This window comes from Rhodococcus sp. NPDC057529 (assembly GCF_042802055.1).
Taxonomy (GTDB): Bacteria; Actinomycetota; Actinomycetes; order Mycobacteriales; family Mycobacteriaceae; genus Rhodococcus_F.
The window spans coordinates 143,492-156,774 of sequence record NZ_JBHVEY010000008.1; the positions used below are offsets into that span (position 1 = coordinate 143,492).

13 protein-coding genes are annotated in these 13,283 nt (G+C 69.1%); 5 read left to right on the forward strand and 8 right to left on the reverse strand.

What is annotated here, in order from left to right:
* Positions 1-98: 98 nt before the first annotated feature.
* Both ACFU5V_RS17520 and ACFU5V_RS17525 read left to right on the forward strand, forming a co-directional pair.
* Positions 99-1,091: an ATP-binding cassette domain-containing protein gene (locus ACFU5V_RS17520; protein ID WP_378700888.1), complete on the forward strand. Its 993-nt coding sequence runs from the start codon at positions 99-101 to the stop codon at positions 1,089-1,091.
* Positions 1,088-1,918 carry an ABC transporter permease gene (locus ACFU5V_RS17525; protein ID WP_378700890.1) on the forward strand — a complete coding sequence of 277 codons (831 nt, stop codon included), beginning with the start codon at positions 1,088-1,090 and terminating at the stop codon, positions 1,916-1,918. Before ACFU5V_RS17520 ends, ACFU5V_RS17525 begins: the two co-directional genes overlap by 4 nt.
* A gap of 52 nt (positions 1,919-1,970) precedes the next feature.
* On the opposite strand, the gene tatA is transcribed toward ACFU5V_RS17525, so the two are convergent.
* From tatA to ACFU5V_RS17540, 3 genes are read right to left on the reverse strand one after another with little or no spacing between them, the layout of a single operon-like run.
* Positions 1,971-2,138 (reverse strand): Sec-independent protein translocase subunit TatA, encoded by a 168-nt coding sequence (tatA, locus tag ACFU5V_RS17530; protein ID WP_005252050.1) that lies wholly within the window; start codon positions 2,136-2,138, stop codon positions 1,971-1,973.
* On the reverse strand, positions 2,138-2,812 hold the full coding sequence (locus ACFU5V_RS17535) for a Rid family hydrolase (RefSeq protein WP_378700892.1): 675 nt from the start codon (positions 2,810-2,812) through the stop codon (positions 2,138-2,140). The genes tatA and ACFU5V_RS17535 overlap by 1 nt, the downstream gene beginning before the upstream one ends.
* 29 nt (positions 2,813-2,841) lie before the next feature.
* A complete protein-coding gene (locus ACFU5V_RS17540; RefSeq protein ID WP_378700894.1) occupies positions 2,842-4,446 on the reverse strand; it encodes a flavin monoamine oxidase family protein in 1,605 nt (534 codons plus the stop codon).
* Positions 4,447-4,648: 202 nt separating this feature from the next.
* Between ACFU5V_RS17540 and ACFU5V_RS17545 the strand changes: the two genes are divergently transcribed.
* Positions 4,649-6,163, forward strand: coding sequence for an APC family permease (locus tag ACFU5V_RS17545; RefSeq protein ID WP_378700896.1), 1,515 nt, complete (start codon positions 4,649-4,651; stop codon positions 6,161-6,163).
* The gene (locus tag ACFU5V_RS17550; RefSeq protein ID WP_378700898.1) at positions 6,163-6,906 is read left to right on the forward strand and encodes an IclR family transcriptional regulator; all 744 of its coding nucleotides are present in this window, start codon (positions 6,163-6,165) and stop codon (positions 6,904-6,906) included. Before ACFU5V_RS17545 ends, ACFU5V_RS17550 begins: the two co-directional genes overlap by 1 nt.
* On the opposite strand, the gene ACFU5V_RS17555 is transcribed toward ACFU5V_RS17550, so the two are convergent.
* Positions 6,862-10,164, reverse strand: a complete 3,303-nt coding sequence (locus tag ACFU5V_RS17555; RefSeq protein ID WP_378701132.1) for a BTAD domain-containing putative transcriptional regulator — start codon at positions 10,162-10,164, stop codon at positions 6,862-6,864. The genes ACFU5V_RS17550 and ACFU5V_RS17555 overlap by 45 nt on opposite strands.
* A gap of 103 nt (positions 10,165-10,267) precedes the next feature.
* On the opposite strand from ACFU5V_RS17555, the gene ACFU5V_RS17560 reads away from it, so the two are divergent.
* Entirely contained in the window at positions 10,268-11,137 is an 870-nt protein-coding gene (locus ACFU5V_RS17560; RefSeq protein WP_378431294.1) for a 1,4-dihydroxy-2-naphthoate polyprenyltransferase, read from the forward strand.
* A gap of 10 nt (positions 11,138-11,147) precedes the next feature.
* Here the strand turns inward: ACFU5V_RS17560 and ACFU5V_RS17565 are convergent, their stop codons facing one another.
* The 4 genes from ACFU5V_RS17565 to ACFU5V_RS17580 form a co-directional block, all read right to left on the reverse strand.
* On the reverse strand, positions 11,148-11,528 hold the full coding sequence (locus ACFU5V_RS17565; RefSeq protein WP_072939943.1) for a phage holin family protein: 381 nt from the start codon (positions 11,526-11,528) through the stop codon (positions 11,148-11,150).
* A gap of 48 nt (positions 11,529-11,576) precedes the next feature.
* The gene (locus ACFU5V_RS17570; RefSeq protein ID WP_378700900.1) at positions 11,577-12,143 is read right to left on the reverse strand and encodes a Clp protease N-terminal domain-containing protein; all 567 of its coding nucleotides are present in this window, start codon (positions 12,141-12,143) and stop codon (positions 11,577-11,579) included.
* A gap of 6 nt (positions 12,144-12,149) precedes the next feature.
* Positions 12,150-12,365 (reverse strand): hypothetical protein, encoded by a 216-nt coding sequence (locus ACFU5V_RS17575; RefSeq protein ID WP_005258323.1) that lies wholly within the window; start codon positions 12,363-12,365, stop codon positions 12,150-12,152.
* A 64-nt stretch (positions 12,366-12,429) separates the two neighbouring features.
* Positions 12,430-13,182, reverse strand: coding sequence for a lysophospholipid acyltransferase family protein (locus ACFU5V_RS17580; RefSeq protein ID WP_378431292.1), 753 nt, complete (start codon positions 13,180-13,182; stop codon positions 12,430-12,432).
* Between the last annotated feature and the right edge of the window lie 101 nt (positions 13,183-13,283).

The following is a 13,283-nucleotide window of genomic DNA, read 5'->3' on the forward strand; positions in this document are numbered from 1 at the left end:
CCGGCGAATGCCTGTGAATCCGCAGGACAGCAGCCCTCGCGAGTTCGTGCAAGAGTCGTGCAAGCCCGCTGCAAGTGGGGGGCTGCATCGTCTACGGCATGAACCTCACTGCAACTCCCCCAGCCATCGAGGCCGACGGGCTCGTGAAGCTCTTCGGCCGTCAGCGCGCCGTGGACGGCGTGAGCCTGTCCGTGCCGACGGGGTCGGTGTACGGAGTGCTCGGCCCGAACGGCGCCGGCAAGACCACCACGGTGCGGATGCTTGCGACGCTGTTGCGTCCGGACGGCGGCGAGGCCCGGATCTTCGGCCACGACGTGGTGCGTGAACCGAATGCGGTGCGCTCGCTGGTCGGTGTCACGGGCCAGCACGCGTCGGTCGACGAGGACCTGTCGGCGGTCGAGAATCTGGTCATCTTCGCCCGGTTGCTCGGTCTGAGCCGGGGGGATGCCCGACGCAAGTGCACGGAACTGCTCGAGGAGTTCGACCTCACCGAGGCGGCGACGAAGCCGCTGAAGAATTTCTCGGGCGGCATGCGACGTCGTCTGGACCTGGCGGCCAGCCTGATCGCCCATCCGCCGCTGTTGTTCCTCGACGAGCCGACGACGGGCCTGGACCCTCGGACGCGTGCCCAGATGTGGGATACCATCCGCCGGCTGGTCGCGGACGGGTCGACGGTGCTGCTCACCACGCAGTACCTCGACGAGGCGGACCAGCTGGCGGATCGGATCGCCGTCATCGACCGCGGGAAGGTGATCGCGGACGGCACAGCGGACGAGTTGAAGGCGTCCGTCGGCGTCTCTTCGCTGCAGTTGACCCTGGCCGATCGCGGACAGATCAACGACGCGCGTTCGGTGATCGCACACACCCTCGGCGTGGATGTGGCGATCACACCGGAGATCGGCCGCCTCACCGCGCCGATGACCGATCCGTCGCTCACCGTGGAACTCCTGATCCGGTTGCGCGACCACGGGATCGCCGTCGACGAGATCACCGTCCAGAAGCCGAGTCTCGACGAGGTCTTCCTCACCATCACCGGCCACGGCGCAGAAGACACTGCCGCCGACGCCGATACCGAACGGAGCGTCGCATGACCACCACCCTTGAATCCCGCGCACACGCGGGCCCGCAACCGATTCCGGAGGCCCGGAACCGGATCAGCCTCGAACAGTCCGTCGCCAACACGCTGACCATGGCGTACCGGGGACTGCTCAAGATCAAGCACAACCCGGAGCAACTGTTCGACGTCGTCGTCCAGCCGATCATCTTCACGTTGATGTTCACGTACATCTTCGGTGGCGCCATCTCCGGCGACGTGGCGTCGTACCTGCCGATCATCATCCCCGGCATCCTGGTTCAGACGGTGATCACCACGTCGATCGTGACCGGCACCCAGTTGCGGGAAGACATGGACAAGGGCGTCTTCGACCGCTTCAAGTCGCTGCCGATCGCCCGGATCGCGCCGCTGTCCGGCGCTCTCCTCGCCGACGTCGTGCGGTACGGCATCGCCACGACCATCACGTTCACCGTCGGTATCGCGATGGGGTACCGGCCGGGCGGCGGCGTGATCGGCGTGGTGTCGGCCGGAGCGCTCGTCGTCGTCTGCGCGTTCTCGATCAGCTGGATCTTCGCGCTGATGGGCGTCCTGATGAGCAAAGCGTCTTCGGTGCAGGGCATTTCGATGCTGATCCTGTTCCCGCTGACGTTCATGTCCAACGCGTTCGTGCCTGCCGACACGATGCCCGGCTGGATGCAGGCGTTCGTGAACGTCAACCCCGTGTCGCACGTCGTGACCGCGGTGCGGGAACTCGTCAACGACGGCCACTTCGGTGTCCACGTCGTGTGGTCGCTGCTCGGCGCCGCCGTGATCGTCGCGATCATGGCACCGCTGACGGTCCGTACCTACATGCGTAAGGCCTGACACCTCGAGGACGAGCGAGCCGGTGGACGCGGGGTCCACCGGCTCGCTTCGTCTATTTCTCCAGTTCGGGAGCGTCCGCCTGCAACTCCCCCACCTCAGTCTTGAGGATCCGCATCGACCGTCCCAGGCCGCGGGCGGCGTCCGGGAGTTTCTTCGACCCGAACAGCACCACGAGCACCACCGCGATGATCGCCCAGTGGCTCGGGCTCAGCGCCCCCACTATTGCGGCCCCTCACCGTCGGGGTACACGGCGTCCACCTCGACCTCGACGAGCCAGCCCGCGGCGGGCAGGCTCGCGACCTCGAGCGCGAACCGGCTGGGACGCGCGGAGTTCCGTTCCATCGGGGCGGCCGGTTCGGCGGTGCCGAGCGGGACGAGTTCGGTGTCGCCGGTGTCGAGGTTGGTGTTCGCGAAGAACTGCCGGTAGGCGCGGTTCCAGCCTGCGTAGTCGGCGCGGTCGGTGCCGGGGGCGTTGTCGAGGAACACCCGCATGGTCACGACGTCTTCGAGCGTGAGGCCCTGTGCCTCGAGATTGTCGCGAATCCGCTTCAGCGCGTTGATGCCCTGCGCCTCCGTGATGGTGACCCCGGCCGGGAGTGCGCCGCCGGAGAACACGTGAGTGTCGATGTACGACTCGGGGGTGCCCTCGGGTGCGGCCTTGTTGGACGCGCCCGGGCCGATGCCGCTCGATTTGTAGACGGCGGTGCCGCCGCCGATCGCGACACCCTGTGCGATCATCGGATTCGCCTCCCCGGCTTCGAGAACGGACTTGGAGACGAAGGTGCTCGCGGGCGCCTCCGCTGCCGCTTCGTCGGAGGAGCACGACGTCGCCCCGGCGATCAGAGCGGAAGCGGCGAGCGCGGCGGTCACGGCCTTGGTACGAAAAGACTTCACAGTGCACAACTCCTGGTTAGGGGAAAGGGTCAGGCTTCCTGGGCCACGCGCTCGTGGATGTGGGTGACGACGTCGCGGGCGGATGTCAGCGCGCCGTGTTGCCAGGCGATGGCGTTGGACAGGTGGTCGCCGGCGAAGTAGATCTTCTCGACGGGTTCGAGCAGCTTCTCGTACTCGGGGGTGGCGGCGCCGCCGTGCGAACCGCCGCTGCCCGCCCAGTTCGCCCAGGCGCTCTCGGAGTACTTGGTGCGGCGCCAACTGCCCGAGAACGACGAGGAGATGTCGCGGGTGTACTTCTCGCCGTGGATCTCCGAGCCCTCCGCGATCGCCTTGGCGAGCCGCTGGCGGTGGGTGAGCGACTCGAACGCCTCCTGCCGCTTGCCGCTGCTGTAGTAGGCGACGACCACGCCCCGGTCGGAGTTGTAGTGGTCGTACGGGAACATGATCTGCGAGATGTCCTTGTCGGTGTTGGACGCGCCGCCGTAGATGCGGTCCTCCGTCTCCCACCACCGGCGCGAGTACTCGATACCGAGCTTTCCGGACGACGACGGCTTGGCCGCCTTCAGCGCGGTGAGCACGTCGGCGGGCAGATTGTTCTGCAGTCGGCCGACGAGGTGCGGCGGGATCGTGCAGATCGCGTAATCGGCGGTGATCGACTTCCGCGCGCCGCCTGCGGAGTATTCGACGGTGACACCGCCGGACACGTTCTTCATCGACGTGACCTCGGCGCCGAAGACGATGTTGTCGGTGCCGATCCGGTCCTGAAATGCGTAATAGATCCGGTCCATCCCGCCGACCGGGGTGAACATCATCATCGCCTGGTCGTAGCCGAAGTCGAAGCTGAAGTTGCGGCCGATGCCGCTGCGGATCACTTCCTGCATCGCGAACGGCTTCTTCTCGGTGCCGAAGTTCAGGCCGGCTCCGGGCTCGGAATCGTAACCGCGGCGGGATGACCCGAGGTAGCGTCCGTCGTCGGACAGGTCGCCGAAGTCGCTGAGGAACTCCGACAGCGCGTCCTTGTCCTCCCGGGTCAGTACCTGGTCCAGGGCGCCCTGATCGGTGGCCTTCTTCAGCAGCTCGGACATGTAGCCGAACGTGTCGGCCTTCGCCGCCCGGTAGGTGACGGACTGTCCCGACAGCGAGGTGTCGCTCGCGTAGTTCACGAACGTGTTGGCATTCTGGTTTCCGAAGCCCTGGATCTCGACGCCGAGTTCGCGGCAGTAGTCGAGTGTGATGTGGCTCTGCGGGATACGGGTGGCGCCGACGTTGTAGAAGTGGCCGTCCGAGAACGTGCACTTCTGCGTCTCGCCGTTCAGGTCGGTCTCCTCGGTGCCGCCCCGGGCGGTCCAGACGCGGCCGCCGGGCCGGGTGCGGGCCTCGAGAACCGTCACCGTGTACCCGGCCTTCTGCAGTTCGAACGCCGAACACAGACCGGCGGGGCCGCCGCCGAGCACGACCACGGAGTGGCTGCCCTTCACCTTGCCGATGAGGTCGCCGGCCGCGAGCGGCTGGAACGTGCGGGCGGGAGCGGCGGTCGACGGTGCGAGCCCGAGCGTCGACATCGCGCCGTACGCGAGTCCGGCGCCCCCGGTGGCCCCGAGTCCCTTCATGAAAGATCTACGTGTAAATGCCAATTCGCGCTCCCATTCTTGCGCCCGGCGACCCGGGTAACTTGTCCGGATTAATCCTGGGCGGGGCGCGAGTCGGGAAGTTGTCGACGGCGAAACAGTCTGAGGCCACCGAGCGGGAACGGCCGCGGTCCGTTCTCACTCCCGGGTCGGCATTCGACCCGAAACCGAAACTTCTCCGCAACACGATCCGGCTAGTTTCACGCGCATGTCAGCCCTTTCCGACGCCATCGCGCGTTCGTTCGCCACCGGCGAGCCCGCACGTGCGGCCCTGTCACCGTTGCGTGCGCTGGGCAGGCGGCAACTGTCGGGCGTCGAGGTTCTCGCCCAGTCGGTCGCCACGACGGCGCCTGCGGTGTCGATGGTGGTGCTGCCCGTCACCATGTTCACCCACCAGATGCTGCTCAGCGGTCTGATCACGATCGTCGTCGCGACGGTGGTGGTGTCGCTGATCGCGGTGTGCGTCTCGCAGTTCACGCGGCGCATGGCGGCCGCCGGTGGTCTCTACAGTTTCGTGTTCCAGGGCCTCGGCACGCGGGCCGCGCTGACGGCGGGCGTCGCGATGCTGACGAAGTATGTGGGCAGCGCGGTGATGACGCTGTATCACGGCGGTCAGGCCGTGATCGCGACGCTCGGCTTCTTCGGGGTGGAGTTGCGCGGGCCCGCCGAACGCCTCCTCGTGTATGCCGGGATCGCGATCGTCATCCTCGGTTGCCTGGTGCGTGGGGTCCGGTTCGCGGCGCTCGCCATCCTCGCCATCGAATCGTGCTCGCTGCTGTTCATCTCAGGCCTGATGGTCGTGACCGGTGCGGGCGGCCAGCACGCCGCGGTGCCGCCGTCCGATTCCGCGTACGGGCCGCTGCTCATGACGCTGGCCGCGGTGTTCGCGCTGGCCGGATTCGAGAGCGCCACGTTCTTCGGCCCCGAGGCCAAACGGCCGCTCGCCACCGTCACCCGCACCGTGATGCTCACGCCGATGATCTGCGGCGGCCTGTTCATCTTCTCGGCGTGGGCCGCCTGGTCCGGTCGCACCGACACCCTGGTGAACGCGTACCTCCACGGCACCGCAACCGGGGTCGACCCGGCCGTGGTGATCGCCCTGAACCTCGGTCTGGGCACGTCGTGGCTGGCGTCGGCGATGGCGTCGTCGAATGCCGCGTCGCGCCTGCTGTATTCGATGGGAATCGAAACCGTCGTCCCGCGCCTGTTCGCCCGGGTGCACCGCGGCTACCGCACCCCGTACGCGGCCCTCACCGTCGTCGTGTGCGTCGTGTGCGCGGGTGCCGCGACGTTCGGCGTCGTCGGCAAATCGGCCGCGTTCGGTCACGTGCAGTTGATCGCCAGGACGGCGGTGGTCGCGGCGTACGTGCTGGTGGCAGTGGCGTCGGTGCGGTTCCTCAGCCGGATCGGGGAGCACACACCCCTCGTACTGGCGGCCGGAGTCGCGGGCAGCGTCGCCGGCGGAATCGTGCTGGCCTACATGCTGTTCGTGAACGTGGCCCACGGTTTCACGATGGTCCCCGCCGTGGTGCTGGCCCTGTTGCTGTCGGGTTCGGCGTGGCAGGTGTATCTGCGCTGGCGGCGCCCGGCGAGTCTGCGGTCGGTGGGTGTGTTCGACACCGCGGAGACGGACGACGTGCTGCCCGGGGCCGGGGTGTTCGCGACGGATGCCGCCGGGAACCTCGCGTTGACGGCGGCTGGACGCACTCCCGGGTCCCGGTGATGGGCGCCCGAGCCGGGGAGATCGCGGGCCACGAACCACGCGCCGTGCAGAAAGCGCTCGCCCTGCTCGAGGCCGTCGCGCAACTCGGGTCCGGGGCGACGGCGCGAGACATCGCCGCGCACGCGGGGATCCCGCAGGCCACGGCGTACCGGCTGCTCAATCTATTGACCGCCGACGGCTATCTGGTGCGGATCGCGGATCTGTCCGGGTTCGCGCTGGGCCGCCGGACCCGGCAACTGGCAGGGGCCGACGCGGCACCGGACCCGGTCGACCACCACGCCGTCCTCGAGGAACTGCGGGAACAGGTGCGTTTCGGGATCCATCTGGCGTCGTTCGCGGGCAGCCGGGTGCGATTCGTCGACCGGGATCCCGACCACGAACTCAGCGGCGAGAACACGATCGCCGCCCACCTGCACGCGTCCGCGATCGGCAAGGTCCTCCTCGCGTCTCGTCCCGACTTGGTCCCGTCGAGCCTGCGCCGGGTGACGTCGTCGACCATTACCGACTTCGGCACGCTGCGGACCGAACTCGACGCCGTCCGGCACACCGGTTCGGCCCGCGAGGTCGACGAGGTGCGCGTCGGCCGCAGCGCGGTCGCCGTCCCGGTGCACGACGCACGGAACGCGGTGACCGGGTGCCTCGCGGCGATCGGGAAGACGGGACGGCTGGCGGTCGACGACCCGGAGCTGACCGACCTCCTACGCTCCTGCGCGGCGCGGGTCGGCGGCCGGGTGCCCGCCTGACGCGAGGTCGCGACTCACGGCGGCGAGCACGTCCAGAATCTCGGCGTGCACCGCGCGACGAGACGACGCGCCGAACCTCGCCTGCGCCGACGTCCAGCGGTCCGCCTCGACGTTCTCGAGTGCGAACGCGACGTGCCGGTGGTGTTGCAGCGAGACGCTGTCCTGCCGGGCGCGCGCCGGCACGGACAGTGCCAGCAGCGCGAGGCCGCGGTCGGCATCACCGCGCGCGATCTCGAAACATCCGATGCCCGCCGCGACGGCGCCGGTGACCGGCAGATCCGGATATGCGCCCACACCCAGCCGGGACCGCGCCCAGTCCGCGAGCTGCCGAACGACGTCCACCATCATCTCGGACCGGCCGTGCAGCACGTGGGCGGACACCACCGAAGCCGCCAGCAGAAGTCCGTACGGATCGGCGTAGGGCGCGGCCGTGATCCGGGGGTACATCAGGTCCAGCGCCTCCCGGTACCGGGCGAGCCCCCGTTCGACGTCGCCGTCCGACAGATCGGCTTCCGCGAGACTGCCGATGGCGGCTATCCGCCACTCGTCCTGCTGGTCGTCCGTCCCCGCGCCGGGACCGCGATGCTCGAGCAGGGTCTCGGCCAGCACCTTGCGGCCCGCCTCCACGTCGCCGTCCGCGATCAGTGCGGAGGCCTGGAAACCCCACAGCTGATTCGCCTCCTCCTGCGCGCCCAGTTTCCGCAACTTCTCGACCGCGACCTGATACAGCCCCACCGCGTCCCGGTACCGTGCGGACTGGCTGTACAGCGAGCCGAGGAACTGCGCCGCCATCGCCGTGCCCCACACGTCACCGATCGCGGCGCACAGTTCGGAGACGGCCTGCGCGTCGCGCACGGCGCCGCGGAAATCGCCGAGGTTCTCCCGCATGCTGGCTCGCGCTGCCAGCGCCGCCGCATGGGTTTCCCGATCGTGCGAGCGCACCCCTTCCGCGACCGCCCTGGCGTGCCGCCGCCCCGAACCCAGGGACAGTATGACGTTCACCGCGAACGAGGAGACCGGCGGCAGATCGGCGCGCCCGCGGAGGAGGTGCCGCAATCGCGTCCGGGTGCGGGCGAGGGTGCGGGCCTGACCGCCGAACACCAGATGCATCGCCGCGAGCAGGAACGTGTACGCCACCAATTCCGAGTCGACGTCGCTCAGATCCGCGTCTTCCGTTGCCGCGAGGATCCGCGGCGTCCAGTTCATCACCTCCGAGTGCGCGCCCCGGATGGCCCACAGGCCGCCGAGCACCGGGAACACGATCGCGACCGTCTGGGCGTCGCCCCGCTCGACCGCCCACCGGAGCACGGCGAGGAAGTTGTCGTGATCGGCGTCGATGTCGTCGGCGAGCGCGACCTGATCGGCACGGCACCGCACCAGCGCCTCCGACGCGAACGCGTGTGCCCACACTCGCTGGCGGGCAAACACTTCCGGCTCCTCGGCAGCCTCGGCGAGTCGCTCTTCGCCGTATTCCCGCACCGTCTCGAGCATGTAGTAGCGCAGCGTGTCGGGCGTCTCGGACACGGACAGCAGCGATTGGTTGACGAGGCCCTCGACGGCCTCCACGACATCGTCGACGCCGTCCCATTCCGCGATCGTCCGGGCGGCGTCGAGGGTGAACCCCGCCGGGAACCGGCACAGTCTGCGCAGCGCGATCTGCTGTTGCTCGCCCAGAAGCTGCCAGCTCCAGTCGATGACGGCGTGCAGGGTGCGGTGCCGTTCGGGCGACGTCGGGTCGTGCGAGCGCAGCAGCGCGAACCGGTGCTCGAGCCTGCGGCCGATGTCCTCGACGCTCATGCTGCGTACCCGCGCGGCGGCCAGTTCGATCGCGAGCGGCAGCCCGTCGAGGGTGCGGCAGACACTGCGCACGGTCTCCGGGTCGAGCCGCGCCGTGGGTCGTACTGCACGGGCCCGGGCGGTGAACAGTTGCACGGCGGGCGCATCGTCGTCGTCGATCGCCAGCGGCGGCAGCGGGTACACCGCCTCGGACGCGAGCATGAGCGGTGATCGGCTGGTCGCGAGGACGGTCAGCTGAGCGCCTGCGGCCACCAGGTCGGCCACGATCTCGGAGCAGGCACCGACGACGTGCTCGCAGTTGTCGAGAATCAGGAGCATCGGCCCCGCCGACAGCGCTTCCCGGAGCTTTTCCCGCGCCGAATGGATGCGGCTGAGGGTGAGCCGTCCCGGCGCGATGTCGATCTCGCTGAGACCGAGAGTGCTGCTGATCGCCGCCACGACGTCCTCACTGCTGCGCAGCGACGCGAGTTCCACCAGGGCCACGGACGTCCGCGCGGCGGCCCGCGCACCCAGTTCGTGCGCGAGCCGGGTCTTACCCGCACCGCCGGGTCCGAGGATGGTCACGACCCGCGAGGACGTGAGCAGTCCCTCGATCTCCGCCACGTCGGTGTCACGCCCCAGCAGAGCGTTCGGTGCCGCCCGGAGGCCGATCGCCGTGCGGTCCGGCGCCTCGGGGCGCCGGCCGTCCGACTCGGGTGCGCCGTCGCCGCGCAGGATCTCGGTGTGCAGCGCGACGAGGGCAGGCGACGGGTCTGCCCCCAGCCGATCGACCAGGCGCCTGCGGAAGGTCGCAAACACGTCCAGCGCCTCGTTGTCGCGCCCGAGCCCGGCGAGCACGCGCATGAGGTCGGCGTGCGCTCGCTCGTCGAGGGGTTCGGCGAGCACGTGGGCCTGCGCCTTCGGCAGAGCGGTCGCCCAGTCTCCGGCCTCCACCAGCGCCGCCCGGTCCGCGGCCTCGAGCCGGCCCCGGATCACCGCGGCGTCCGCTGCAAGTTCCGTTGCGGCGGCGCCCGCGGGAAGGTCGGCGCCCGGGTCGCCCCGCCACAGCGCGAGTGCGTCGCGGATCTCGTCCGGCCCGGCGCCGCCGCCGTGTCCCCGGCCCTGCAGTCGGCGTGCCACGTCCTCCGCACGGGTCAGGTCGACGGCGTCCCGGGACACGGCCAGCCGGTATCCGGCCGGGCCGATCTCCAGCGCCCCGTCCGGCAGCGCGGCCCGCAGCCGGGAGACCTGTGTGTGCAGCGCGTTCATCGGGGACCGCGGCGGATCCTCGCCCCACACCTCGTCGATGAGGGCCTGCGCGGACCGGCTCCGGCCGGGATCGCGGGCGAGGGCGACGAGCAGGCTGCGCGCGCGGGTGCCGGGCAGCGGTGCGAGCGCGCCCGATCGCCGCGTCGATACCTCACCCAACAACGCGACCTGGATCGGCGCGCTTGCCGGTGCCACCGTCTCGTCCACGCTCATCTGCTGGTCCACCGCGTTCGATGGTATTGCACCGAGCGGACGCGAACTTCTCGAAGTTCGGTGTGGGTGCGGGCGCCTTCTCGCTCGGTGCAAAGATCGGTGCATGGCAACGGCTGCTCAATGGATCGAAGGCGCTCGTCCGCGCACCCTCCCGAACGCGATCGCCCCGGTGCTCGTGGGCACCGGCGCCGCGGCATCGCTCGGCGGCGCGGTGTGGTGGAAGGCGGTATTGGCACTGGTGGTCTCTCTCGCGTTGATCGTGGGCGTCAATTTCGCCAACGACTACTCGGACGGTATTCGCGGCACCGACGACGAGCGCGTCGGACCGCTGCGGCTCGTCGGGTCCAAGCTGGTGAAACCGTCGGCGGTGAAGGCGGCGGCCATCGCCTGCTTCGCGGTCGCCGCGGTGGCCGGCGTCGTCCTCGCCGTCACCACCGCGTGGTGGCTCGTGCTGATCGGCGCCCTGTGCATCGTGGGCGCCTGGTTCTACACGGGCGGCACGAAGCCGTACGGGTACAGCGGCTTCGGCGAGGTCGCCGTCTTCGTGTTCTTCGGTCTCGTCGCCGTCCTGGGCACCCAGTACGTACAGGCCGAGACGATCGATTGGGCCGGTGTGGTGTCCGCGGTCGCCGTCGGGTCGTTCTCGAGCGCGGTTCTCGTCGCCAACAATCTGCGGGACATTCCCACCGACACCGAATCCGGCAAACGCACGCTCGCCGTGAGGCTCGGCGACTCGCGAACCCGCATCCTGCACCTGGTCACGCTGACGGTCCCGTTCGTCGTGACCCTGGTCCTGGTGCTGCGCACCCCGTGGGCGCTCGTCGGACTGCTCGCGCTGCCCCTCGCGGTCCGGGCGAACGCCCCCGTCCGCTCGGGCGGCCTGGGCCTCGCACTGATTCCCGCGCTGCGGGATTCGGGGCTGGCGATGCTGGTCTGGGGCGCCGCCACGGCCGTGGCCCTGTCAGCCGCCTGAGCGGCCCCGGTCAGTCACCGTCCGGCAGCAGGATGCCGAGGACGAAGTTGACGATCGAGATGATCAGGCCACCCCACACGGCCGTCCAGAAGCCGTCGACGGTCAGGCCGTACTCGGTCTGGGAGCTCAGCCACGCGGTGAGCAACAGCATCAGGGCGTTGATCACCAGGGTGAACAGGCCGAGCGTCAGGATCAGCAGCGGCAGCGACAGCAACTTCACCAGCGGCTTGACGAAGATGTTGACGACGGTGAACACCAGCGCGATGCCGAGCAGCACCACGATGTCCCAGCCGGTTCCGTTGCCCGAACTGGAGATGTCGATACCCGACACCCAGGCTGCCGCCAGCCAGATCGCGAACGCGTTGATGACGAGGCGTACCAAGAAGGTCATGCGTGCATGCTGGCACACCGATCGGACAAACGGGAACCGGGCGACCGGTCAGGCGGCGCGGTCGTCGAGCGCCGCGTGCACGCGGCGGCGGAGTTCGCCGACCCCGACCCGGACCTCGAGGATCTCCTTCGTCGTGCCCTCGGCGACGCGCAGCACTCCGAGGAAGATGTGCTCGGCGCCGATGTGATCGTCCTTGCGCGCCAGCGCCTCCCGCAGTGAGAGTTCGATCGCCTTCTTCGCGTCGCGGGTGAATCCGATGTGTCCCGACTTCCGGCCGAACCAGCCGCGCTTCTCCGAGGGCTGTTCCGGATCGAGCACGCCCTTGCCGAAGTTCTGCTCGAGACTCTGCCGCACGGCGTCGAGGTCGATCCCGATCGATTCGAGTGCTTCCGCGTCGGCGTCGCTCAGGGCGGTCCCGTGGGCCGCGACGGTCGATCGCGCGGTGTCCTCCTCGATGCCGGCGTCCGCGAGGATGCCGTGGACGGGTTCGGTTTTCACGGACAGCAGGGCGAGCACGAGGTGTTCGGGCCCGATCTGCGAGGACTTCACGTCGCGCGCTTCCTGCTGCGCGCCGATCACCACGGCCCGGGCGTCCGTCGAGAATCGTTCGAACATGCGCCGTTACCTCCCTCTCCGGTTGTGTTTCTGGTGGACGGCCTGCCTGCTCACCTCGAGGGAGTCGGCGATCGCCTGCCAGGACCAGCCCTGAGCGCGGGCGTTGGCGACCTGGATGGCCTCGAGCCGTTCGAGGAGACGCCGCAGCGCACGCACGGCCCGCAACCCCTCGGCGGGGTCGGGGCTGCCCGCCGCTGCGGCGAGCGTGGTTGCTTCGGTCATGAATGTCAATTTAGGTTGACACCGATCGGGTGTCAACCCTGATTGACAGATTGCGGGAAGGCCGTCAGTACGCCGCGACCGCCCCGTCGACGGCGATCTGCAGGTCCTTCTGCACGACGTGCGCGATGTCCATCGGTTTCGCCGGGAGGTCGAATACCGGCTCCGACACGAACACGCTGGCCGACTTCACGTTCTCGGGGTCGGGCCCGTGGGCGTCCGGCCCGTAACTGATGCCGATGGACAACAGCACGGGCGAGACTCCGCGATCCGCCGCACGTTTCGCGATGTGGCCGATGCCACTGTTGATGTGCTGCAGCCGCGTCGGATCGTCCTCGTTGCACGTGCCCTCGGGAAAGATCGCCAGGTTGTCGCCGCGGCAGAGCCGTTCGGCGGAGATGTCCATCATGAGCCTGCCCGCGTCGGCGACCGCGCGGAGCCCGTAGTTCTTGCTGCGGAACACCGGGATCCCGCCCATCATGTCGACCTTCCTGTGCAGGTCGGGGTCGACGAACAATTCGTCTTTCGCGAGCACCCGGGTGCGTCCGATCGCGCGGCGCAACGGCGTGTTCCAGGCCGTCGCCGCCAGCGTGTACTGATCGCTGTGGGTCACGTGATTGGCGGCGACGATCAGCACCCTGCCCGACTTCACCAGCCCGGCCAGCTGCGCCTTCGCGTCGTCCGCGTACACGATCCGCGGCCGGTACTTCGCGTACAGCGACGCGTACGCCAGCTTGGCGAGCAACCGATTCTGCCGGTGGTCGCGGTAGTACGCGTACACCGCTTCGTAGTTCTCGAGAGTCACCTCGGGCTTGTCCATGCGCGTCCCCGCTCCGTCGTCCTCACGCCAGGCTACCAACCTACGGTTGCGTAGCCTACGGAGGAGTAGGTATCGGGAAAGTGCAGGGAAACTGTGCGAAC

What these genes read in the sequence shown, in the direction of transcription:
- ACFU5V_RS17560 (WP_378431294.1), top strand. Translation starts at nt 10,268, where the DNA reads ATGGCAACGGCTGCTCAATGGATCGAAGGCGCTCGTCCGCGCACCCTC.
- ACFU5V_RS17525 (WP_378700890.1), top strand. Translation starts at nt 1,088, where the DNA reads ATGACCACCACCCTTGAATCCCGCGCACACGCGGGCCCGCAACCGATT.
- ACFU5V_RS17520 (WP_378700888.1), top strand. Translation starts at nt 99, where the DNA reads ATGAACCTCACTGCAACTCCCCCAGCCATCGAGGCCGACGGGCTCGTG.
- ACFU5V_RS17555 (WP_378701132.1), bottom strand. Translation starts at nt 10,164, where the DNA reads ATGAGCGTGGACGAGACGGTGGCACCGGCAAGCGCGCCGATCCAGGTC.
- ACFU5V_RS17550 (WP_378700898.1), top strand. Translation starts at nt 6,163, where the DNA reads ATGGGCGCCCGAGCCGGGGAGATCGCGGGCCACGAACCACGCGCCGTG.
- ACFU5V_RS17570 (WP_378700900.1), bottom strand. Translation starts at nt 12,143, where the DNA reads ATGTTCGAACGATTCTCGACGGACGCCCGGGCCGTGGTGATCGGCGCG.
- ACFU5V_RS17545 (WP_378700896.1), top strand. Translation starts at nt 4,649, where the DNA reads ATGTCAGCCCTTTCCGACGCCATCGCGCGTTCGTTCGCCACCGGCGAG.
- ACFU5V_RS17575 (WP_005258323.1), bottom strand. Translation starts at nt 12,365, where the DNA reads ATGACCGAAGCAACCACGCTCGCCGCAGCGGCGGGCAGCCCCGACCCC.
- ACFU5V_RS17565 (WP_072939943.1), bottom strand. Translation starts at nt 11,528, where the DNA reads ATGACCTTCTTGGTACGCCTCGTCATCAACGCGTTCGCGATCTGGCTG.
- ACFU5V_RS17580 (WP_378431292.1), bottom strand. Translation starts at nt 13,182, where the DNA reads ATGGACAAGCCCGAGGTGACTCTCGAGAACTACGAAGCGGTGTACGCG.